Source organism: Aeromonas sp. MR7, from assembly GCF_963899385.1.
In the GTDB taxonomy this organism is placed as follows: domain Bacteria; phylum Pseudomonadota; class Gammaproteobacteria; order Enterobacterales; family Aeromonadaceae; genus Aeromonas; species Aeromonas bestiarum.
On record NZ_CAWQXH010000050.1, the window covers coordinates 145,160 to 167,260 of the forward strand.

The following is a 22,101-nucleotide window of genomic DNA, read 5'->3' on the forward strand; positions in this document are numbered from 1 at the left end:
TGTCCTGATTTTTATTGGCTCATGTTTGGCCGCAGATAATAGCAGGGGTCGGCGCGTTTGGCAGGCAAAAAACGGGGCAAGAGCCCCGTTTAGCTATCCACAGATCCGGGATCTGCCGTCGGTTCAGCCGATAAACTTCAGACCCAGGATCCCGCCGATGATCAGCAGCAGGCACAGTACTCGGGCCAGGGTGGCGGGCTCGTTGAACAGCCAGATCCCCATCAGCACTGTGCCGACTGCGCCTATGCCGGTCCAGACCGCGTAGGCGGTGCCGAGCGGCAACTGTTTGACCGCCATGGCGAGCAAGAGCACGCTCACGCCCATGGCACTCAGGGTCAGCAGGGTAGGGAGGGGACGGCTGAAACCGTCGGTGTATTTCAGGCCAATGGCCCAGGCGACCTCGAACAGGCCGGCCAGCAACAGGAGTAACCAGGACATAAGGATATTCCGCAGGAAGCAGGGTCGTCCCTGCGCATCATGAGGCCCCGGGGTCGTCCCCAGGGGGCAGTGGCTGCCAGTCGGTTTCAATCATGCCCCAAGCTGACGCTGGGTGCCAAGAGATCGCATCAGCCGGGAGCTGGCTGGCGGATATTGCAGCGAACGGCACAGAATATTGCGCAATTCGACTTGCGCCCGTCGTCACAATCCGTAATGTGGATAGACGCATTTTTCGCAACACGTATTTTGTAATCTGTTTGTGAACGGCCCGCGCCGGACAAGGGGTTACGGGTTTCAATACACAATTTTCTATAGCAGCTATCCAGGGTAGGACATTATGAAAAAAGTAGGTTTGGTCGGTTGGCGTGGCATGGTGGGTTCGGTACTGATGAGCCGGATGCAGGAAGAGAAGGATTTTGCCCGCATTCAACCCACCTTCTTCACCACCTCCCAGGCCGGTGAGGCCGCCCCCAACTTCGGCGTCGATGCCGGTACCCTGCAGGACGCCTTCGATATCGAGGCGCTGGCCAAGCAGGATATCATCATCACGGCGCAGGGCGGCGACTACACCAAGGATGTCTATCCACGCCTGAAAGCCGCCGGCTGGCAGGGTTACTGGATTGACGCCGCCTCCTCCCTGCGGATGGAGAAAGACGCCGTCATCATTCTGGATCCGGTCAACGGCGACGTCATAGCACAGGCGCTGGACAAGGGGCTCAAGACCTTCGTCGGCGGCAACTGCACCGTCAGCCTGATGCTGCTGGCCCTCGGCGGTCTGTTCAAGGCCGATCTGGTGGAGTGGGTAAGCGTGGCCACCTATCAGGCCGCATCGGGCGGCGGCGCGCGCCACATGCGCGAGCTGGTCACCCAGATGGGCCTGCTGCACGACGAAGTGGCGGTGGAGCTGGCGGATCCCGCCTCTGCCATCCTCGACATAGAGCGCAAGATCACCGAGAAGACCCGCTCCGGCACCCTGCCGGTGGACAACTTCGGCGTACCGCTGGCCGGTGGCCTCATCCCCTGGATCGACACCAAGCTCGACAATGGCCAGAGCCGCGAAGAGTGGAAGGGCCAGGCCGAGACCAACAAGATCTTAGGGATTGAAGATGCCGCCATCCCGGTGGATGGTCTGTGCGTGCGGATCGGTGCCCTGCGCTGCCACAGTCAGGCGTTTACCATCAAGCTGAAGAAGGACGTGCCGCTGGCCGAGATCGAGGCGCTGATCGCGGCTCACAACGACTGGGTGAAAGTGATCCCCAACGATCGCGACATCACGGCACGCGAGCTGACCCCGGCCGCCGTCACCGGCACCCTCAGCATCCCGGTGGGTCGTCTGCGCAAGCTCAACATGGGTCCGGAATACCTGGCCGCCTTCACCGTGGGGGATCAGCTGCTGTGGGGCGCCGCCGAGCCGCTGCGCCGCATGCTCAACATACTGCTGGCTCGTGGTTGATCCAACTTGGGTGAGTGTGAAGCAGGGGGCCTAGGCCCCCTGTTTTTTTGCCCGTTTGGGCGTGCAGAGCGCGGGCGTTCCGGCGCAATAGCATATTCACTTGGACTGTGCGCATGGAGAGGCCGAGTCTCGTTATTAATTGAATTGATATTATTCATCTCCGATCGCGTATTTTCTCCTGACTCAATGGTAAATAGTCATCCCGGTGAGAAATGCATCCGTGTGCGCCTTTTGACACATTGAAAAATGGCGATGAATCCGGCTCGGAAATAAGGGTTGTGATGGCCATGATTAACGCTTATCTCTGGTCATCTCATGGCTTGTTACAAATGACGGTGCCCGCGAGATATCCCTGAAGGCCCCGATTGATTACACTGGTGGCCTTGGCCCCGGGTGCTACCCGTGCGCAGGCATGGCACCCATGGCGTGCAAATATTGATACAAGGGTCAGTCATCTGACGATATGTCGCCAGCGTACTGACCTGCCAGCATGATTCATATCACCACACAAATAGAGATGAATAATGGGGCCGCTGGCGAATTGGCGTGAATATAGCGTGAGTGCAACAACCGATAACAATAATAATGTTCAGATTTGAGAATTGGGAAACAAAATGAGAGTCGCGTGGAGTTTATTGTATTTATTCAGTGCCTTGGCCCTGGCTGGCCCGGTACTGGTCAAGGAGCAAAAGAAAGGCACCAATCCGCTTATCGTCCCTTACCAGCAATATCGGCTGGATAACGGCCTGACGGTGATCCTGACCCAGGATCACTCGGATCCTCTGGTGCATGTGGAAGTGAATTATCGGGTCGGGCTGGCCGAAGAGGCGCCGGGCCAGTCCGGCATGGCGCATTTGTTCGAACACATGATGTTTCAGGGCTCGGCCCATGTGGGGGAGGAGGGGCATATCCGCCTGCTGCAGCAGGTGGGGGGGCGTGACATCAACGGGCTGACGACACGGGATCAGACCCGCTATTACCAGACTGTGCCGGCCAATCAGCTGGAGAAAGTGCTCTGGCTGGAGGCGGATCGGATGGGCTTCCTGCTCGATACCCTGTATCAGCAAAAGTTTGATGCCAAGCGTGACGTGGTCAGGAACGAGCGAGCCGACCTGGTCGACACGCCTGCCTATGGCCGGGTGCTGGAGGTGTTGAACCGTACCCTCTATCCACCCAATCACCCCTATTTCAACACGCCGTTTGGCAGGATGGCGGATCTGGAGCGCCTCACCCTGGAGGATGTGCGCCAGTTTTTCCTGCGCTGGTATGGCCCCAACAATGCCACCCTGGTGATCGGCGGTGATATCCAGCCGGCGCAAACCCTGGCCTGGGTCGAACGCTACTTCGGCGCCTTGTCGCCAGCCCCCGGCCAGGCTCGCTCAGTGCCCCGGCCTGTGGCGCTGAAAAAGAGTCGATATCGTACCCTGACGGCCCCGGTACAGGACCCCATGCTGGTGCTGGCCTATCCGACCGTTTCGGCCCGGGACCCGGGTTTCGAAGCCCTCGATCTGCTGGCCGATCAACTGGGGGGCTCCGCCAGTGGCCTGCTGCAACAACAGTTGCAACAGAGCGGCAAGCTGGTGTTCGTCTCTGCCCGCCATGAGTGTGGCGTGCTCGCCTGCATGCTGGTGATCCAGGCCATTCCGAATCTGGAGCAGGGCGCCGAGCTCGAACCCATCAAGCGCGAGATAGACGGTGTCATCGCCAGACTGGCCCGGGAGGGCATCCCCGGGGCCCGGCTCGAGCACTCTGCCAATGCCTTGCGTGCCAACCTAGTCTGGTCGCTGGACAGCGTGGCCGGCAAGGCGGAATTATTGGGCACGGGCCACAGCCTGTTTCAGGAGCCCAACTACCTGCATCGTTATCTCGAACGGATGGCGCGGGTGACGCCCGCCGAGGTAAAGCGGGTACTGGACCACTATGTACTGCACAAACCCAGGGTGGTGCTGAGCGTGGTGCCCGAGGCGCATCAAGGGTGGCAGGCCGGCCAGGCCAATTTTGTCGAGCCGCCCCCCTTGCCGCGCACCCTGGCTGAGCCTCTCTTGCGCTCACGTCCGGTCAAGGAGACCCTGGACAGGCGCCAGGAACCCGCCAGTGGCGGGGCGCTGCCCGTGCCACTGCCCACCCTGTGGCAGGCTCGCCTGGGGGATAGGGTCTCCCTGCTCGGTCACTACAGCGATGAGGTGCCAGCCTTTGTCATGCGCATCAACTGGCCCGGCGGGTACCGGGCCGAGCCAGAGGGCAAGGCCGGACTGGCTGAACTGACCGCCAGCATGCTGTCCCAGGGCAGTGAGCGGTGGCAGGCTGCCGCCATTGAGGAGCGGGCGCGTCAGCTGGGGGCCAGCCTGAGTTTTGGCTATGAGGAAGGCTACAGCCAGATCACGGTGCAGGGGGTGACCTCTCACTTCGATGAGACGCTGGCGCTGGTACGGGAGCTGTTGCTGCAGCCGGTCTTGCGACCGGCGGATTTCCAGCGCCTCAAGCTCCAGACCCAGCAATGGTTGAAGCAGCAAGTGCGAGAGCCCCAGTGGCAGGCCGATCAGCAGTTTCATGCGTTGATCGACGGCCTGGCCAGGGTGCCGGATCCGCAGACACAGTGGCAATCCCTGACCCTGGACGATGTGCGCGCCTTCTATCGGGCTGTCTATCGCAGCGGGGAGGCGCGGGTGGTGGTGAGCGGGGATCTGGCGCAGGAGAAGGTGGTGAGTGCACTATCTTTTCTGGTTGAGCCAGAGGGGCAATCGCCCAGCCTGCGGCCCCTCGGCTTTGCCGGCCAGCAGGCCAAACGGGCCATCTATCTGCTGGATAATCCCGGCGCCAGCCAGAGCCTTGTTCGCATGGGGCGCCGCGCCATGGCGAGCGACGGGTCTGGTGAGCAGTTCTTGGCCGGGTTGATGAATGCCTCCCTGGCGGATCGGCTGCATATCCGCCTGCGTGAGGAGCTGGGATACACCTACTTCATCGATACCGCCTTCAACGGCAACAGTCAGGCGGGCTATTTTCTGCTGCAGAGCAGCGTGCGCACCGAGGTGACCCGGGCCGCCCTGCAGCAGATCCTGCAGGAGCTCGACAAATACCAGCGGCAGGGCCCGACCCGACTGGAGGTGCGTACCCTGCGTGAAGGTGTGCTCAACCGCCAGGCGCTGGATTACGAGACGCTGCCGCAGGAGGTGGAGTACATGCTGCCCATCTTGCTGGCGCAGTGGCCGCAGGATTATGTGGAGCAGCGGGTACGGACGGTCAGCCAGCTGTCGACGTTCACCTTGCGAGACTTGGCCCGCCGCTGGCTTGACCCCGACGACATGGTGATCCTGGTGGTGGGGGATGCCAAGGTGCTGGCCCCCGAGCTGGCTGCGCTGGGCTGGCCGGTGCAGCGGATCTCTTCCGCCCCTGACAAGCGGCTCTCCACTCCTTGATGCAAACAGCCCGCCCCATTCACATGGGGCGGGCTGTTTTTTGAGCCGTGAAAGGGGCTAGGGTATCAGGCGACGGCCAGCGCCGCCGCCAGATCGGCGATCAGATCGTCGGCGTCTTCCACCCCTATGCTGAAGCGGATGAGATCGTCATTCACCCCGGCGGCGAGGCGGCTCGCCTCGTCCATGGCAGCGTGGGTGGTACTGGCCGGATGGCAGGCCAGGCTCTCGAGATCCCCCAGGCTCACCGCCTGCACGAACAGCTGCAGGTTGTCGAGCAGGGTGGCGCAGCGCGCAAAGCCGCCTTCCAGCTCTATGCTCACCATGCCGCCAAAGCCGCTGGCGAAGGCGCCGAGGGCGTCGTGACCCGGATGGCTGGCAAGGCCCGGGTAGATCACCTTCTTCACCGCCGGGTGATCGGCCAGGAACTCGGCCACCTTCTGGGCGTTGTGCAGGTGGGCATCCATGCGCAGTGGCAGGGTCTTGACCCCACGCTGCAGCAGGTAGGCCTCCTGCGGGCCTATGGGGGAGCCTATGTGCTTGAGGGCCACGGTGCGCACTGATTTCATCAGCGCGTGGGAGCCTGCCACCACACCGGCTATGATGTCGCCGTGGCCGCCCAGATACTTGGTGCCGCTGTGCATGACGATGTCGATGCCAAGCTCCAGCGGGCGCAGCAGATAGGGGGTGAGGAAGGTGTTGTCACACACGCTGATGGCGCCCACCTTGCGGGCCGCCTGCACCACGATGCGCGGATCCACCACCTTGAGGGTGGGGTTGGTCAGGGTTTCGAACAGTACCACCTTGGTGGCGGGACGAATGTTGGCCAGCAGATCCTGATCGCTCTCGTAGGCGGTCACCTTGATGCCGGCGCGGCTGAAGGTCTGCTTGAGAAACGCATCTGTGCCGCCGTAGAGCGGGCCTATGTAGGCCACCTCGTCGCCGCTGTCGGCCAGGGCATACATGATGGCGCTCACTGCCGCCATGCCGCTCGCCACTACCAGCGCCTCGTCGGCACCCTCAAGGGCTGCCAGTTTTTGTTCCAGCTCGGCCGTGGTGGGGTTGCCAAAGCGGCTGTAGATGAAGCCGGGGGCCTGACCCGCGAAACGCTCCTTGCCCGCCTGGGCATTGAAGTAGCTGAAGGTGCTGCTCTGGTAGAGGGGGGTGGTGAGGGCGCCGGTCTGGGGATCGATCCGTTGGCCGCTGTGCACGCTCATGGTTTTGAATTTCATTCTATTACTCCGTCATTGCCAGGCTGTGGCTTAACTGCTTGTGTCATCCGGGTGGCGGGACGCCGCGGCGTCCCCCGTCTAATAGGTATGGCAGAGTCAGGCTGGCTGCGGTTCGCGCCGCTCGCTGTTTGTCGTCTGCCCACTTGTTGTCTGCTGATTGGCCGACGCCGGGGCGGTGGTATAGTGGCGCGCCGCCACGTCCGGGTGGGAGCGCAGCCTCCCTTTCAGCACGTTTTCACCCACCTGATAGAAGAGCGGGTTGGCGGGGTCGCTCTCGGGCCCTTGTGCCTGCGCCGCCAGCTCGGGGGAGAGCTGCAACAAAGGCACGTTAGCATCGAGCCGCGCCGCCATAAAGAAGGCGCAGGAGAGGCGCGATACCCCCGGCGGCGGGCTCACCACCCGGTGCAGGGTGGCTTTGAGATAGCCGTTGGAAGCCAGCTCCAGCAGTTCGCCGATATTGACCACCAGGGCCCCCGGCAGGGGCGGCGCCGGGATCCAGCCGCTCGCCGTCTCGACTTCCAGGCCGGATTGATCGTCTTGCATCACCAGGGTCAGGTAGCCGGGATCCTTGTGGGCGCCCACTCCCTGGCTGCTGCTACCCGCTTCGCGCCCCGGATAGTGGATGAGCTTCATGTGCTGATAGGGGGCGCCCTGGATGCTGGCATCGAACACTCCCTGCGGCTGCGCCAGCACCTCGGCGAAGGCGGCGAGCAGGGTGAGGGTGATGTCACTCAGGCGTTCCTGCCAGGCCAGCAGCTGCGTTTTCATCTCGGGCAGGGCGGCGGGCCACTGGTTGGGGCCTATCAGCCGCTGCCAGGGGGCATGGATCTCGTCCTCTGCCAGCGCAGGCGCCTCATTCATGATGTCGAACTGCTCGCGCCGGTCCGGCTGCTGGCGGGTGAGCTCGGCACCCACCTGGTTGTAACCGCGAAAATGGGGGGAGTGCACCATCTGCACCGCCAGCTTCTCCTGCTGTGGCAGGGCGAAGAAGCGGGCCGCCAGCGCCAAGGTCTCCTGCTGCTGCGCCTCGCTCAGGCCATGGCCTGTCAGATAGAAAAAGCCGATGTCGCGGGCCGCCCGGCCAAGCTTGGCCAGCATCTGGCGACGAGTGTCAGGGGCGCCTTCGAGCGCGGCGAGATCGATGATCGGCAGTGGTGAATGTTCCATGTGCACCTCCTCATTTTCTGAGCGCCGGGACGTTTCCCGGCCACTCAGTACAAAAACGACAGCGCGCCGATCGGTGGTGAGCCACCGGGCCGATCGGTAAAGATGGCGCCATTTGGATTGAGGGTGATGCTACTGTTCGGCGTTATAAGACGGAAACAACAAATTATTCTTAGTTATATACAAAAATCGAAATAGAATTCGATACCCATTTGGCTGGGTGTTTATTAAGCGGTCAATGGGGCCGTGTACCGGCTGTCCCATGGGGCTGCGGGCATCCGGTTAGTGCGAAAACAAGTGGCTGGTTGGCACGAGCGTTCACGGGCGGGAGCGGGCCTGGTTATCGGAGACGCGAAACAGGAAGGGAGGCTGAGGCCTCCCTTCCTGTTTCGCGCGTTGAGCAGGGCTCAGGCTGAGACCTGATCGGTGAGCCTGCTCAGTTGTCCACTCAGTAGCCCAGGGTAAAGCGCTGGCGCAGGTGAGCCGGTTTTTCCACCTCGTTCAGCACGCCATCGGCCAGATCGCCGACCGTGATCCCGGCAGGCTTGTCGCCGCTGAACAGCACCTGATCGCCACCGAGGTGATAGCCGCCGCGCTTGTCGCCGGGTTCGAGGAACACGGGCGGGGAGACGAAACGCCAGTCGAGGGTGGTTTCACGGCGCAGGGCGGTGAGGCCGTCGCGGGCCGCCAGGGCGCCCTGCTTCCACTCGGCCGGGAAGTCAGGGGTATCCACCAGCTGTACGCCGGGGGCGATTTCCAGACTGCCGGCACCACCGACCACCAGCAACCAGCTGTGGGCGGTCACGGCCGCCGCGACTATGGCCTTGGCCCCTTTGAGGTACTGGTCGTAGATATCCGGTGCTGTCCAGCCCGGGTTGTAGGCGCTGATCACCCGGTCGTGCCCCTTGAGTACCTCGGCCAGCGCCTGTGGGTGCTGGGCATCCACGGCGACGGCGGTGACCTGCGGGTGGGCAGCGACTTTGCTGACATCGCGGACGATGGCGGTGACGTGATGGCCGCGGCTGACGGCTTCATTGAGGATGGCTGTACCGACAAAACCGCTGGCACCGATCAGGGCAATTTTCATGGGTGATTCTCCTTCACTGTTGGAATGGGGCTATCCTACGCCGCCGAATGTGATTTAATAATCGGCTATAAAATTGATTCACTTGTAAGCTGGATTTAATAATGGAACAGCTCAGACGTTACGCCATCTTCGCCGCCGTGGTGGAGGCGGGCAGCATGACGGGCGCCGCCAAGGCCCTTGGCATGACCCCCTCCGCCGTCAGTCAGCATATCAGCCAGCTGGAGAGTCTGCTCGGCCTCACCCTGCTGCACCGTTCCACCCGTCGCCTCAACCTGACCGAGGCGGGGGAGGTGGTGTGGCAGGGGTGTCAGTCGTTGCAACAGACGCTGAACCAGACCGAACTGCGCCTCTCGGAGGTGCGCGACAGCCTGCTCGGTGAAGTGCGGATCACGGCGCCCGTGGGGATGGCGGGCCAGCCGCTGGCGCGGGCCTTGTCGCCCCTGTTGCAGGCCCATCCCGGCCTGTGTATCCAGATCATCGCGGACGACGAGAAGCGGGATCTCATCGCCGAGCGCATCGACGTGGCACTGAGGGTCGGCACCCTCTCCGACTCCAGCCTGGTGGCGCGCAAGCTAGGTCAGACCCGGATGCTGTTGTGTGCCTCACCCGCCTATCTGGCGCGCAAGGGCACCCCACGCAGCCCGGCAGATCTGCTGGAACACGACTGGCTGGCGGCGGACATGCTGAGCGGAGGCCTGACCTTCTTCGACGACAAGGGGCAGGGCCACAAGGTCAAACCCAAACCCAGGGTGGTGTGCAACAACGTGCTGCCGCTGCGCCAGTTCACCCTGGCGGGGCAGGGGGTCTCGCTGCAACCCGAGGGGGAGATCGCCGAGGATCTCGCCCAAGGGCGGCTGCTGGAGCTGCTGCCGGGCTATCGGGTGCCGCCCATGGAGATCCATGCCATCACTCCCCAGCGGGAGATCCCGGAGAAGGTGCGGCGGGTGATCACGGCCCTGCGCAGCCACTTCGCCGAGCCGGTGGGGGCCGCGGCGGCGCGCCCCTGAGCCGGGTGGCAGGCAGGGGCTGCGCCATTTTGTCTCAACTTGCCAAAAGCAGAGGGCAGCCGGTTGGCTGCCCTCTGTCGATGAGATAACTCCCGGCATTACTTCATGTAGAGGCCGCCGTTGATGGCCAAGGTTTCCCCCGTGATATAGGCGCCCGCCTCACTGGCGAGAAAGGCCACGGCGGCGGCTATCTCCTCCGGCTTGGCGAGGCGGCGCATGGGAATGTCGGCCTTGATGCTGTCGAGGATATCGCTGCGGATCGCCTCCACCATGGGGGTGGCTGTGTAACCGGGGGCGATGGCGTTGACCGTGACCCCGAAGCGGGCCCCTTCCGCCGCCAGCGCCTTGGTGAAGCCCAGCATGCCCGCCTTGGCCGCCGAGTAGTTGACCTGACCGAACTGCCCCTTCTGGCCGTTGACCGAGGAGATGTTGATGATGCGGGCATCGCGCTGCTCGCACATGGCGTCGAACAGCGGCTGGGTCACGTTGTAGAGGCTGCACAGATTGGTGTGGATCACCTCGAACCACTGCTCCGGCGCCATGCGCTTGAAGGCGCCATCCCGGGTGATGCCGGCGTTGTTGACCAGCACGTCCACCCGGCCCTCGTCCTGCAACAGGCGACCCAGGGTCTCGCGGCACATGGCGGTGTCGGCCACGTCCAGCGGCAGCAGCCGCACCTGCTCCGGCCGATAACCCTGCTCCCCGTACCAGTCATGGGCCGCCGCACTGTTGCCGCTGGAGTGAGTGGCTATGATGCGATACTCCTGGGCCAGCAAGGCGGTGGTGATGGCGGATCCTATGCCGCCACGGGCTCCGGTGATCAAGGCAATTTTTTTCATCTTGGCTCTCCCTGCAAAAGATTCGAACGAGGACTTTATTGGCTTTTCAGGCTAATTGATATATTTGTTTTCAAACAATCTGACAGGGAAATGCGTCATTTTTGTGACAGCCTGCCAAGCTGGCGTGACGGCCTTGTTGAAGGCCCAGGTGACGGCATGGCGTCGAGTGACAAGCGGCGTGCGCTGCCTGCCGGTGGCCGCAGGCCACTTGCCGCCGGGGCGACGGCCATGTTTAATGTGGCCACTTGGGCGAGCGTGCCCCTCTGCCGGCAGCGATCCCGACCACCCAATGACACCTACCTTCCCTCTCGCATCCCCGGGCCCCGCGCCACAGGCTAGCGCCCATTTCACCCGCATCGAGCGGGTGCTCGACTACATCCATGGGCATCTGGATCAGCCGTTGTCGTTGGAGCAGCTGGCCGAGCAGAGCTGCTGGTCGCGCTGGCAGTTGCAGCGGGTCTTCCTGCACGAGACAGGGCAGACGGTGGCCCACTATGTGCGCGAGCTCAAGCTGAGCCTGGCGGCGGAGGCGCTGCTCACGAGCCGCCAGCGGGTGCTGGATCTGGCGCTCTGCTACGGCTTTGGTTCCGAGGTGAGTTTCAGCCGCGCCTTCAAGCAGCAGTTCGGCTGCTCGCCGCTGGCCTATCGCAAGCGGGGGATGCGGCTGGGGTTGCGCACCCCGCTGGTGCGAGCCCATACGCCGCTCGCCAGCGCCCCCAGACTGGTGCAGGTACGGGTCGAGAGTCAGCCGGGCTTCATATTGCAGGGGGTCAAGGGGCTGATCCGCGGGCTCTTCGCCAGCGAGCCCGATTTCCAGCAGACGGTGCCCGCCATCTGGCATGCCTTGCGCAGTGCCGGCGGTCTGGACAGGGCCCGCGATCTGATCGGCGTGGTGGATGTGTCAGGCGCGGGAGAGCAGCTGGTCTACTGGGCGGGCGTGGCGGCAGAGGAGGGGAGCGAGCCGCCGAGCGGGCTGGCTCGTCTGGCCATCCCGCCCCAGGAGTACGCCGTGCTCAGCCATGTGGGCCCCATCAGCCAGCTGGGGCAGACTCTCAACTGGTTCATCCTGCACTGGCTGCCCGCCTCGGGTTATCGGGGGCTGGATGGTTTCGAGCTGGAGCGTTACACCCCCGACTTCGATGGCCAACAGCCTTATGCCCGCATGGAGTACTGGTTGCCCATAGCGCCCCGCCAGGGCTGAACCCTGTGAGCGGTTTGGCGGCAGGGCGCCCATCCCCCGGTCTGCATAAAGCACTGTGGCGCCTTGCCATTGACCGCCATCTCATTACAGCCTTCCCTCAGAGAAAATAGCCATTTGAATTCAATCCCTTTTTTCCATCGACATGGAAGGTCGTCGGATGGGGCTTGTCTTGCCCCTTTTTTGCCGTTTTTCCTGCCAACATGCCCCAAATTGTTAATTCAAGGGCAAATTGACCCAATAAAATGCAAATGAGATTTGTTACTATTCAATCATTGCATTCGAGGATCAGATGTACGCCACTCACCCCCCTTTGACCCTGGTCGCCGCGACCCTCTCCGCCCTGTTGGCAGGCCCAGTGCTGGCCGCACCCACGTCCAATGCGCAAAACGCGGCGGTCGATGAAACCCTGACGGTACTGGGTCAGACCTATCGCAACACGGCGACCAAGACCCGGCTCGACCCCATGGAGACGCCCCAGGCCATCTCTGTGGTGGACGGCGAGACCCTGGAGCAGCGCGGGGTGAGCTCGGTGAGTGAGGCGCTGCGCTACGTGCCCGGCGTCAATACCGAGCTGCGCGGCGGGGCGGTCAACCGGCTGGATCTGTTCAATATTCGCGGCTTTGACAACTACCAGAACTTCTACGACGGCCTGCTGCTGCAATACAACGACTGGAACCTGCAACCCCAGATAGATCCGGTGGCCATAGAGCAGCTGGAGGTGTTCAAGGGGCCGACCTCTGTGCTCTACGGCAGCATGCCGCCGGGGGGCATGGTCAACCTGATCGCCAAGCGGCCGCAGCGGGAAGCCAGGCACAGCGTCGGTGTGGCGACGGGCACAGGCACCCTCAAGGAGCTGACCCTCGACAGCACGGGTGCCATCAATGATCAGCTTGCCTATCGGCTGGTGGGACTGGCCCGTCAGAAAGACGGCCAGGCGGTGACCTCAGAGGAGGAGCGCTACGTGTTCGCGCCGTCCCTCGACTGGCAGTTGAGTGACCGTACCCTGCTGAACCTCAACCTCTATTACCAGAAAGATCCGCAAGCCGGTATCTACACCACAGTACCGGCCAGCGGCTCGGTCAAATCCAATCCTCTGGGCCAGCTTGGCAGCGATACCTTCCTTGGCGATGAAAACTGGAACCACTACAGCCGGGAGGTGACCCTGCTCGGCTACAAGCTGAGCCACGACTTCAACGCCAACTGGCAGCTGCTGCAAAACGCCCGCTACATGGATGCCTCGGCCAACCAGCAGAACACCTACAATGCGGCCCTGGCGGCGGACAACCGCACCCTGGCCCGCAACGCCTATCTGACCGATGAAGACTCTCGCGGCTTTGTCATCGACAACCAGCTGGCGGGCAAGGTGATGACCGGCAGCGCCCAGCACAACCTGCTGCTCGGGGTCGATTACCAGTATCTGGATGCCCGTATTCTCTACCGGGACACCCTCGACTATTCGGCGCCCGGCATCGACATCTTCAACCCGAACCACAGCCAGATAGTGCCGGCGGCCCTCACCTTCAACTATCAGGACAGCAAGACCATCCGCCAGTCCCAGACCGGCGTCTATCTGCAGGATCAGGTGCGTCTGGACCGGCTGGTGGCCATAGGCGGTGCCCGCTATGACAGCTACCGGATGGACACCGACAGCCAGACCCTCTATCAGGGGGCGGCGAGCAACACCCTGGCCCAGATAGATCAGGACAACCTCTCGTTGCGCCTCGGCGCTTTGTACGAGCTGGATCACGGCCTCTCGCCCTACGTGAGCTATGCCGAGAGCTTCGAGCCGGTGGCGGGGGCGGACAAGAATGGCCAGGCGTTCAAACCGGCCACAGGCCATCAGTGGGAGGGGGGACTCAAGTTTCTCGCCGAGGACATGAGCAAGACCTTTACCGCTTCGGTCTTCCACATCACCAAGCAAAATGCCCTGGTGACGGATCCGGACAACGTCTACGGGCCCAAGCTGCAGACCGGCGAGATGGTCTCCAAGGGGGTTGAGCTGGAGGGGCGACTCGATCTCACCAGCCGCTGGGATCTGGCGCTGAGCTATACCCGCCAGGACATGGAGATCACCCGAGATACCACCAGCCTGCAGGGCAAGACCCCGGTCTGGGTACCCAAGCAGATGGCTTCGCTCTGGAGCAACTACCTGCCGGGTGGCCAGCTGGAGGGGATGCGGGTTGGCGCCGGCCTGCGTTACGTGGGGGAGGCGCAGCTTGATGCCGCCAACACGGATACGGTACCGGATTATCTGCTGATGGACGTGTCCGCCTCCTACGATCTGGCCCAACTCAGCCAGCGCCTGCAAGGGGTGGAGGCCTCGCTGAGCGCCAGCAACCTGTTCAACAAGACCTACTACTCCTGCTACGACCAGAACAACTGCTGGTTCGGGGCAGAGCGCAACGTGGAGGCGCGACTCAAATACGTATTCTGACCCTGCGCCCCGGGCCGCGTCCGGGGCATGCTCATCTTCTAGCCGCCGCAGATGACCGTCCGCGCGCCTTGCCCCGCGGGCTCGGTGCGCTGGCCGTGCACACGGAGATCCGTGCGCTGGCGGATCATGGCGCCCTGTTTGCGGCAGCCAGCGGGCTTATTCCTTCGCTCAAGGGGCGGTTGGCGGAGGCGGGGGACTCGCCCCCTTTGCTGGCAGCTTCCCCTCATTCAACCCCGGCCGAGGTGGCGGCGGCGCTGCATGATCACTGGCGGCTGGCGCACCCGGAGGCGGGGCCCGCCTACTGGCTGACCCGCAGCTGGGGCATGCTCTGCTGGCAGTCCCTCTATCTCGCCATGGTGGCCGTCTATCGACTGGGGGCCGTGCCAGCGCTGGACAAGCTGGGGCAGGGTTATCAGGATGGGCTGGTATCGGGCTTCATCCTGCCGGCCGAGCCCATGATCAAGGGGGAGCTGGATGCCTTGATCAAGGCCGCGGGCGAGCGGCTGCAGGCCCACTGGCAGGCGCTGTTCACGCTGCTGGGCGGGGTGCAGCGGCTCAGACCCGGTTTCGTGCGCCCGCTCTTGGCGGACGATCTGCTGGCGGCCCTGGTGCGGGTACCCGACTTTTTCACCCATGTGAGCCCTGAACAGGTGAGCGAGCACGCGCCGCACTGGCTCGCCGCCTGCGGTCTGCCGGCCGAGCATCTGGCGGGATGGCGTCCGGCGTCATGGCCGCAAGAGGGCGCTTTTCCTGGCTATGTGCGCCAGCGTTGCTGCCTGCACTACAAGCGCCGTGATGGGGAGCTTTGCGCCAACTGCCCGAGGCGGCAGGGGGCTGCAAGTTGCGGCGAGGGATCCTGAGGCGCCTGAGCGCCGGCGTGTCGAGAGGCGTGAGCGCCGCTCCCTGGGGCGGCTTTTTTACGCCTCTTTCTGCTCACCCATCTTGCTGCGAATGCGCTCGAACAGGCTCTGCAGGCAGGGCTGATCCTTGTCGGCGGCACGCACGGCCCCATACATATGGCGGCGGATGCCCTGTCCCAGCGGCCTGGCTTCGAGCAAGCCCTGACGCACAAACTCCTCGCTGGCCCAGCGCGGCAGGGCGGCGACCCCGAGCCCGGCGGCGGCCATCTGCAGCATGACGGAGGTGTTGTCCACCAGCTTGCAGCGGGCGGGCTCGACCCCGGCGGGTTGCAAAAAGCGGCTGAACACGTCCATGCGGGCGCGCTCCACCGGGTAGACCAGCAGCACTTCCCGTTGCAGATCGGTGGGGCTGATGAGTGACTGCTGGCAGAGGGAGTGATCGGGCGCCATCACCAGGGTGAGATCGAAGGCGAACAGCGGCTCGAAGTGCAGATCGCCGCGCGCCTGTACATCCGAGGTGAGCAGCAGGTCGAGCTGGCCGCCGAGCAGGGCGCTGATGGCATCGAAGCCGGGCACAGACTCCACCTCCAGATCCACCCCGGGCCACTGGCGGCGAAAATCGGGCAGGAGCGGCAGCAGCCACTGGATGCAGCTGTGGCAATCCAGCGCCAGGTGCAGCCGGCCCGCGTCGCCGCTGTGCAGGGCCTGCAGCTGTTTCTCGGTCTGGGCCAGGGCCGGCAGCACCTGGCGGGCCAGACTCAGCAACTGCTGGCCCGCCGCCGTCAGCACCAGGGGGCGGCTCTTGCGCAGGTAGAGCTCCAGGTTGAGGCGGGTCTCCAGCTCTTTGAGCTGATGGGAGAGGGCCGACTGGGTGAGGTTGAGAGTCAGCGCCGCGCCGGCCAGCGAACCCTGCTCGGCCAGCGCGGTCAGGGTTCTCAAGTGCTTGATTTCCAGGCCTGAATTGCTTGGCACTGCCATAACATGGTTCCTTGTTGCATCAATCGCGGATTTCTTGAGAGGCTGTTGAAAAGGATTCAATAGCCAACGCCACCTTATCTTGTCATTTTGGATGTGTAAACATCTGGATGGCTAAATCATCCAGTTTCCCATCAGATGAACGAGCATAAGGAATTGGACCTATGACACGAGCACACACCCTGGGCTTTCCCCGTATCGGCGCCAAGCGCGAGCTGAAATTTGCCCTCGAATCTTACTGGCGTGGCGAGACAACTCAGGCGGAACTCATCGCCACCGGCAAGAGCCTGCGTGAACGTCACTGGCAGGCCCAGCGTACCGCCGGGGTCAACCTGCTGCCGGTTGGCGACTTCGCCTGGTACGACCAAGTGCTCGGCACCAGCCTGCTGGTGGATGCCATCCCCGAGCGTCACCGCCATGGCGACACCGATCTCGATACCCTGTTCCGGGTGGCCCGTGGCCGTGCGCCGACCGGCCCGGCGGCGGCCGCCGCCGAGATGACCAAGTGGTTCAACACCAACTACCACTACCTGGTGCCCGAGTTCAGCCGTGACCAGCGCTTCAAGCTGGGTTGGAGTCAGCTGTTTGACGAGGTGGAAGAGGCCAAGGCGCTGGGGCTGCCGGTCAAGGCGGTGTTGCTGGGGCCCATCTCCTACCTGTGGCTCGGCAAGGAGAAAGAGAGCGGATTCTCTCGTCTGGAATTGCTCGAGCGCCTGCTCATCGTCTATCAGGAGATCCTGGGGAGGCTCTCGGCCCAGGGAGTGGAGTGGGTACAGATCGACGAGCCGGCGCTGGCGCTGGACCTGCCGGATGAGTGGCGTCTGGCCTATCTGAATGCCTATGAGCGCCTGAGCGGCCCCTGCAAGCTGCTGCTCACCACCTATTTCGGTTCCGTGGCCCATCAGCGCGACATCATCACCAGCCTGAAGGTGGATGGCCTGCACCTGGATCTGGTGGCGGCGCCCGAGCAGCTGGAGACGCTGGTTCCTCATCTGCCGGCCCAGTGGGTCATCTCCGCCGGGGTGATCAATGGTCGCAACGTCTGGCGTGCCAATCTGGCCAAGCTGGCACCGACGCTCAACGCATTGAAAGCCAAGCTCGGCGAGCGGCTATGGGTGGCTTCTTCCTGTTCCCTGCTGCACAGCCCGGTGGATCTCACCCTGGAGCACGAGCTGGACGGCCAGACCCGCAGCTGGTTCGCCTTCGCCCTGCAAAAGTGCTACGAGCTGGGGTTGCTGGCCGACTACCTGGACTGTGGTGACATCGACAAGATCACCGCCTACAGCCAGCCCATCGTGGATCGGGAGTCCGACAGCCGGGTCCACAAGAAAGTGGTGCAGTCACGGCTCGCCAGCCTGACCAACAGCGATTTCGACCGCCAGAGCGCCTATCCGGTGCGGGCGCAGGCGCAGCGCAATGATCTCAAGCTGCCGCTGCTGCCCACCACCACCATAGGCTCCTTCCCGCAGACCTCGGAAATTCGGGTACTGCGCCAGGATTGGCGGGCTGGTCGCATCGACGACAGTGCTTACGAGGCGGGCATTCAGGCCCAGATCAAGGATGCGATTGAGCGCCAGGAAGCCATAGGGCTGGACGTGCTGGTGCACGGCGAGGCCGAGCGCAACGACATGGTGGAGTACTTCGGTGAGCTGCTGGATGGCTTTGCCATCACCCGCTTCGGCTGGGTGCAGAGCTATGGCTCCCGCTGCGTCAAGCCGCCGGTGATCACCCGGGATATCGACCGCCCGACCCCGATGACGCTCGAATGGACCAAGTTTGCCCAGAGCCTGACCGACAAGCCGGTCAAGGGCATGCTGACCGGGCCCGTGACCATACTCTGCTGGTCCTTCCCGCGGGAAGATGTGAGCCGCGAGCAGTCCGCCCTGCAAATTGGGCTGGCCATTCGCGACGAGGTGGCTGACTTGGAAGCCGCCGGCATCAAGATCATCCAGATCGACGAACCGGCGATCCGTGAAGGCTTGCCCCTGCGCAAGCAGGATCATCAGACGTATCTCGACTGGGCGGTGCGGGCCTTCCGCCTGAGTGCCAGCCCGGTAGTGGACAGCACCCAGATCCACACCCACATGTGTTACAGCGACTTCAACCTCATCATAGAGGCGGTGGCGGCGCTGGACGCGGACGTGATCACCATAGAGACCAGCCGCAGCCAGATGCAGCTGCTCGAAGCGTTCGAGCGCTTCAACTACCCCAACGAAATCGGCCCGGGCGTCTATGACATCCACTCACCGAACGTGCCGAGCCAGAGCTGGATTGAGGGCTTGCTGCGCAAGGCGGCCAAACAGATCCCGGCCGAGCGGCTCTGGGTCAACCCGGATTGCGGCCTCAAGACCCGCGGCTGGGAAGAGACCACTGCTGCTCTCACCGTGATGGTGGAGGCGACTCGGGCACTGCGGGCAGAACTGGCCTAGTTAGGCAGCCAGGCCGGCCAAGAATCAACAAATAACAACAGAGTTCGGGTATAACGAAAGAGGGAAGGCGCACGCCTTCCCTCTGTTTTTGTGCGGGCAGGCCCGCGCCAACCCTGTGTGCGCTAGGCTCAGGACAGGGTGATGTGGGCGGGGCAGGAAATGATGAAAGCAGGTGTCTGGATCGGGAGTCTATGGGCACTGTTATTGGCCACTTGCCCTCTGGCGGCTCCTGACCCCTCGCTCAACATGGTCTATTTCAATGATTTTGCTCCCTACTCCTGGCGTGACGAGCAGGGCAAGATGCGGGGCATCATGGTGGATGTGATGGACAGGGTCGCGGGCGAGCTCGGCATCCGCGTCACTCATCAGGGGTATCCCTGGCTGCGGGCCCAGAAACTGGTGCGCTCCGGCCAGGCCGATGGTTTTGTCACAGTGCCGACCCAGGAGCGGCGGGGCTATACCCAAGTGGTGGAGGAGCCGGTCGCCGTATCCACCCTGACCCTGTTCACCCAGGCGGGCCACCCCCAGCTGGCGCGGCTCAATCAGGCTCGCGCCCTGGCGGATCTCAAGGCGTTCACCATCCTCGACTACATAGGCAATGGCTGGGGCAAGGAGAATCTGGTGGGATTCAAGGTCCATCTGACCATGAATGTGGACAACGTCTTCAAGATGCTCTCGGCCGGCCGGGGGGACTTGATGATCACGGATCCCATCGTGGCCAACTTCAAGCTCCGCCAGCTGGGGCTGACGGGACACATCATAGAGGTGCCGCTTCAGCTGGGATTGACCCCGCTCACCCTCTGCCTCGCCCATACCTCTCCCTTTCACCGCCGGGCGGCCGAGTTCTCCCGCGTCCTGGTCAGGCTGCGCCAGAGCGGCGAGCTGGCCCGCATCGAGGCGCGTTATCGTTAGGGAGGTTGCGCCATGGCGCCGGATAACGGCTTGTTAAAACAAGGAGGGCGGCCAGGGCCGCCCTCCTTGTATCTGCGTCAGCGCGCCATCAGCAAGGGCGCCGGGGACGGGTTCAGGTAGTGCACATGGGAGAGGGCGGGTTGCAGCTCCCGAGGTGCTTGCTCCCGCGCCAGCGTCTCGGCCAGCCAGTGGGCATCGAGGGGAATGGCGTTGCGATCGTCGACCACCTGGTTGAGGTGCTGGGCCCCGAGGCAGCCGTAGCGCGCGGGATCTGTCTGGGTAAAGAGACCCAGACAAGGCACGCCGCTGGCGGCGGCCAGATGGAGCGGGCCCGTGTCGCAGCTGACGAAGAGGGCGAGGCCGTTGGCGAAGCGGGCCAATTCGCTCAAGTTGCCCAGGGAGACCTGCATGTCGCCCAGCAAGGGCAGGGGATCGGCCGGATCATTGAATTGGATCAGCAGGGCATCCGGGCGCTGGCGGCGCAGATCCCCGAGCAGCTGCTGCCATTGGGGAAGGGAGAGCCCCTTGCCCTTGCGGGCGCCGGTGAAAAAGCCGATGAGGGATCGGCCGGGATGGGTCTGTGCCAACGCCGTCAGGTGTGGGCAGGCGGTGCGCAACACGCTGCCCAGTTCAATCTGATCGGCCAGGCTGGCGTGCATGCCGAGCAGTTGCAGCGGCTGGTGGGCATAGTGGCAGTGGTCGTTGGCGGCGAGCGGCCGATCGAACAGTGCATCGCCTTTTGCCTCTGCAAAGCCCAGCTTCTCGCAGGCCTTCACCCAGGCGGCGATCAGGTGATCCGTACTGGAGGCGAACGGCACATAGACCTTGTCATACTGCCGGCGACGCAGGCGCCACAGCACAGGCAGGGCCGCGAGCAGGCGCTTGCCCTGCAATCTGACCTGATGAAGCTGGTGCAGCTGCAGATCGGCCAGAAAGGGGAGCAGCTGGCCGCCGCTGCACACCAGCTCTATCTCGGCGTTGGGGTGGGCGCTGCGTACCTTTTGCAAAAAGGGCAGCAGGAACAGATTGTTGCCGATGCGGTTGGTGCTGCGGATGATGAGGATCCGTCGGGCTGGCTGGCTTGAGGCAGGCAGCCTGCTTCGTCTGGCAAGCCAGGCGAGGGCCGCCCACTCCAGCCCGGCCGTCCAGCAACGGCGCTGGCCGTCGAAACGACGCAGGGCATCTCTGATGGTGCTCATGATGAGTGGCTCTGTTGATGACAATGACATCAAGGTGACACGACAAGTCTTAAGAAAGCGTTAAGAGGAGAGAAAAAAGCGGTCGTCACCCCTTTTTTTGTAAGAATTTTTTGCGGCGTCACAGTTTGGAGGCGGCTGGGCGGATCCGGGAGGCCATTTTTGATGAAAAACGCCTGTATGACGGCGGTCGACGGGCTGGATGCGATTTCTGCGTGATCCGCTTGCCTGCGCGCTGGCATTGAGTGAGGGTGACTCGCTAGAATTGCGCATTTGAAATAAACCTTATCCGTTGGAAACCGCATGCAGTTCAGGGATTTCTTTCCGGTATCAACCAATACCAGTGTCAAAGAGAGTTGTTATGGCGCCCTCGGTGCCTTCGTCGGGCTGTTCGGCACCGCCTTCGTGTGCCAGTGGGGGTTGGGGCTCAATGTTCACTGGCTGATCGCGCCCATGGGGGCGTCCGCCGTGCTGCTGTTTGCCGCGCCCGCCAGCCCGCTGGCCCAGCCCTGGTCCATCCTGGTGGGCAACGGGGTATCGGCGTTGATGGGGGTGCTTAGTGCCCAGCTGATCCCGGACATGGCGTTGGCCTCTGCCGCAGCCGTGATGCTGGCCATCGCGGCCATGTTCCTCACCCGCAGCCTGCATCCGCCCGGGGGCGCCGTGGCCTTGACCGCCGTCATCGGCGGCGAGGGGATCCGCCAGCTGGGGGTGGGCTACGTATTGCTGCCGGTGCTGCTCAATTCGTTGTTGTTGCTGATGCTGGCCCTGCTCTACAACCGGCTGCTTGGGCGCCGTTACCCCAATAGCGGCAAGGCGCAGCCCAATCGTCACCAGACTGCCGATCCCCAGCCGAGCGAGCGCATCGCGACCCAGGCCACGGCGATCGATCTTGCCCTGGAGCAGCACGGTGAGCTGCTCGACATCAGTCGCCAGGATCTGCAGGCCTTGCTGCAGGAGGCCCAGCTGCACGCCCTGCGTGCCCGGGTGGGTACGGTGCGAGTACAGGATGTGATGTCGCGGGATCTGATCCTGATCGGGCCGGATCAGCCGGCCATGGCGGCGTGGCGGCTGCTCTCCCACCATCAGATCAAGGCGCTGCCGGTGGTGGATGAGGCGGGGTGCCTCGCCGGCATCATCACGCTGCACGACTTGATGATCGATCGGGTGTTGCAACAACCGCGGGGCGCTGCGGCTCTGGCAGCACTGCGGGTCGCGGATCTGATGACCCGCGACGTGTTGACGGCCCGCCGCTACCAGCCCCTCTACGATCTGGTGGCCGCCTTCTCCGATGACGGCTTGCACCACATGCCGGTGGTGGACGGGGAGCAGCTGGTCGGCATGCTGACCCAGTCGGACATGGTGGCGGCCCTGTTCACCCTGGCCCTGCAGCCCGCACTGACCGAGGCTGATCAGGGAGCCGGCGGCTAACGAAGAAGGCCCCTCGCGGGGCCTTTTGAT

16 protein-coding genes are annotated in these 22,101 nt (G+C 63.4%); 9 read left to right on the plus strand and 7 right to left on the minus strand.

The window, feature by feature from the left end; all coding sequences use genetic code 11:
• Positions 1 to 123: 123 nt before the first annotated feature.
• Positions 124 to 438: a quaternary ammonium compound efflux SMR transporter SugE gene (gene sugE, locus AACW87_RS19555; protein WP_017765470.1), complete on the minus strand. Its 315-nt coding sequence runs from the start codon at positions 436 to 438 to the stop codon at positions 124 to 126.
• A 337-nt stretch (positions 439 to 775) separates the two neighbouring features.
• Here sugE and asd point away from each other — a divergent pair, with 337 nt between their 5' ends.
• Positions 776 to 1,891, plus strand: a complete 1,116-nt coding sequence (gene asd, locus AACW87_RS19560) for an aspartate-semialdehyde dehydrogenase (protein ID WP_098983901.1) — start codon at positions 776 to 778, stop codon at positions 1,889 to 1,891.
• A 614-nt stretch (positions 1,892 to 2,505) separates the two neighbouring features.
• The gene (locus tag AACW87_RS19565) at positions 2,506 to 5,307 is read left to right on the plus strand and encodes a M16 family metallopeptidase (RefSeq protein WP_241325899.1); all 2,802 of its coding nucleotides are present in this window, start codon (positions 2,506 to 2,508) and stop codon (positions 5,305 to 5,307) included.
• Between the two features lie 65 nt (positions 5,308 to 5,372).
• Here the strand turns inward: AACW87_RS19565 and AACW87_RS19570 are convergent, their stop codons facing one another.
• From AACW87_RS19570 to AACW87_RS19580, 3 genes are all read right to left on the minus strand, one after another.
• Complete coding sequence (locus tag AACW87_RS19570) at positions 5,373 to 6,536, minus strand: trans-sulfuration enzyme family protein (protein ID WP_241279097.1); 1,164 nt, start codon at positions 6,534 to 6,536, stop codon at positions 5,373 to 5,375.
• Positions 6,537 to 6,632: 96 nt separating this feature from the next.
• Entirely contained in the window at positions 6,633 to 7,703 is a 1,071-nt protein-coding gene (locus AACW87_RS19575) for an isopenicillin N synthase family dioxygenase (RefSeq protein ID WP_241325900.1), read from the minus strand.
• 445 nt (positions 7,704 to 8,148) lie between these two features.
• Positions 8,149 to 8,787, minus strand: coding sequence for an NAD(P)-dependent oxidoreductase (locus tag AACW87_RS19580; protein ID WP_241279099.1), 639 nt, complete (start codon positions 8,785 to 8,787; stop codon positions 8,149 to 8,151).
• Between the two features lie 101 nt (positions 8,788 to 8,888).
• On the opposite strand from AACW87_RS19580, the gene AACW87_RS19585 reads away from it, so the two are divergent.
• Entirely contained in the window at positions 8,889 to 9,794 is a 906-nt protein-coding gene (locus AACW87_RS19585; RefSeq protein ID WP_241325901.1) for a LysR family transcriptional regulator, read from the plus strand.
• A gap of 98 nt (positions 9,795 to 9,892) precedes the next feature.
• Here AACW87_RS19585 and AACW87_RS19590 read toward each other — a convergent pair whose 3' ends face one another.
• A complete protein-coding gene (locus tag AACW87_RS19590) occupies positions 9,893 to 10,633 on the minus strand; it encodes an SDR family oxidoreductase (protein ID WP_043557713.1) in 741 nt (246 codons plus the stop codon).
• Between the two features lie 289 nt (positions 10,634 to 10,922).
• On the opposite strand from AACW87_RS19590, the gene AACW87_RS19595 reads away from it, so the two are divergent.
• From AACW87_RS19595 to AACW87_RS19605, 3 genes are all read left to right on the plus strand, one after another.
• Positions 10,923 to 11,834: an AraC family transcriptional regulator gene (locus AACW87_RS19595; RefSeq protein WP_241325902.1), complete on the plus strand. Its 912-nt coding sequence runs from the start codon at positions 10,923 to 10,925 to the stop codon at positions 11,832 to 11,834.
• Between the two features lie 289 nt (positions 11,835 to 12,123).
• Positions 12,124 to 14,268, plus strand: coding sequence for a TonB-dependent siderophore receptor (locus AACW87_RS19600; protein WP_241325903.1), 2,145 nt, complete (start codon positions 12,124 to 12,126; stop codon positions 14,266 to 14,268).
• Positions 14,269 to 14,363: 95 nt separating this feature from the next.
• Positions 14,364 to 15,128, plus strand: a complete 765-nt coding sequence (locus AACW87_RS19605) for a siderophore ferric iron reductase (RefSeq protein ID WP_098985116.1) — start codon at positions 14,364 to 14,366, stop codon at positions 15,126 to 15,128.
• A 57-nt stretch (positions 15,129 to 15,185) separates the two neighbouring features.
• Here AACW87_RS19605 and AACW87_RS19610 read toward each other — a convergent pair whose 3' ends face one another.
• Entirely contained in the window at positions 15,186 to 16,106 is a 921-nt protein-coding gene (locus AACW87_RS19610; protein ID WP_098983908.1) for a LysR substrate-binding domain-containing protein, read from the minus strand.
• Positions 16,107 to 16,267: 161 nt separating this feature from the next.
• Here AACW87_RS19610 and metE point away from each other — a divergent pair, with 161 nt between their 5' ends.
• Positions 16,268 to 18,532, plus strand: coding sequence for a 5-methyltetrahydropteroyltriglutamate--homocysteine S-methyltransferase (gene metE / locus AACW87_RS19615; protein WP_172955334.1), 2,265 nt, complete (start codon positions 16,268 to 16,270; stop codon positions 18,530 to 18,532).
• A gap of 246 nt (positions 18,533 to 18,778) precedes the next feature.
• Positions 18,779 to 19,444 carry a substrate-binding periplasmic protein gene (locus tag AACW87_RS19620; protein WP_241325953.1) on the plus strand — a complete coding sequence of 222 codons (666 nt, stop codon included), beginning with the start codon at positions 18,779 to 18,781 and terminating at the stop codon, positions 19,442 to 19,444.
• A gap of 77 nt (positions 19,445 to 19,521) precedes the next feature.
• On the opposite strand, the gene AACW87_RS19625 is transcribed toward AACW87_RS19620, so the two are convergent.
• On the minus strand, positions 19,522 to 20,643 hold the full coding sequence (locus AACW87_RS19625) for a glycosyltransferase family 9 protein (RefSeq protein ID WP_241325904.1): 1,122 nt from the start codon (positions 20,641 to 20,643) through the stop codon (positions 19,522 to 19,524).
• Between the two features lie 300 nt (positions 20,644 to 20,943).
• On the opposite strand from AACW87_RS19625, the gene AACW87_RS19630 reads away from it, so the two are divergent.
• Positions 20,944 to 22,071: an HPP family protein gene (locus AACW87_RS19630; RefSeq protein WP_241325905.1), complete on the plus strand. Its 1,128-nt coding sequence runs from the start codon at positions 20,944 to 20,946 to the stop codon at positions 22,069 to 22,071.
• Positions 22,072 to 22,101: the final 30 nt, after the last annotated feature.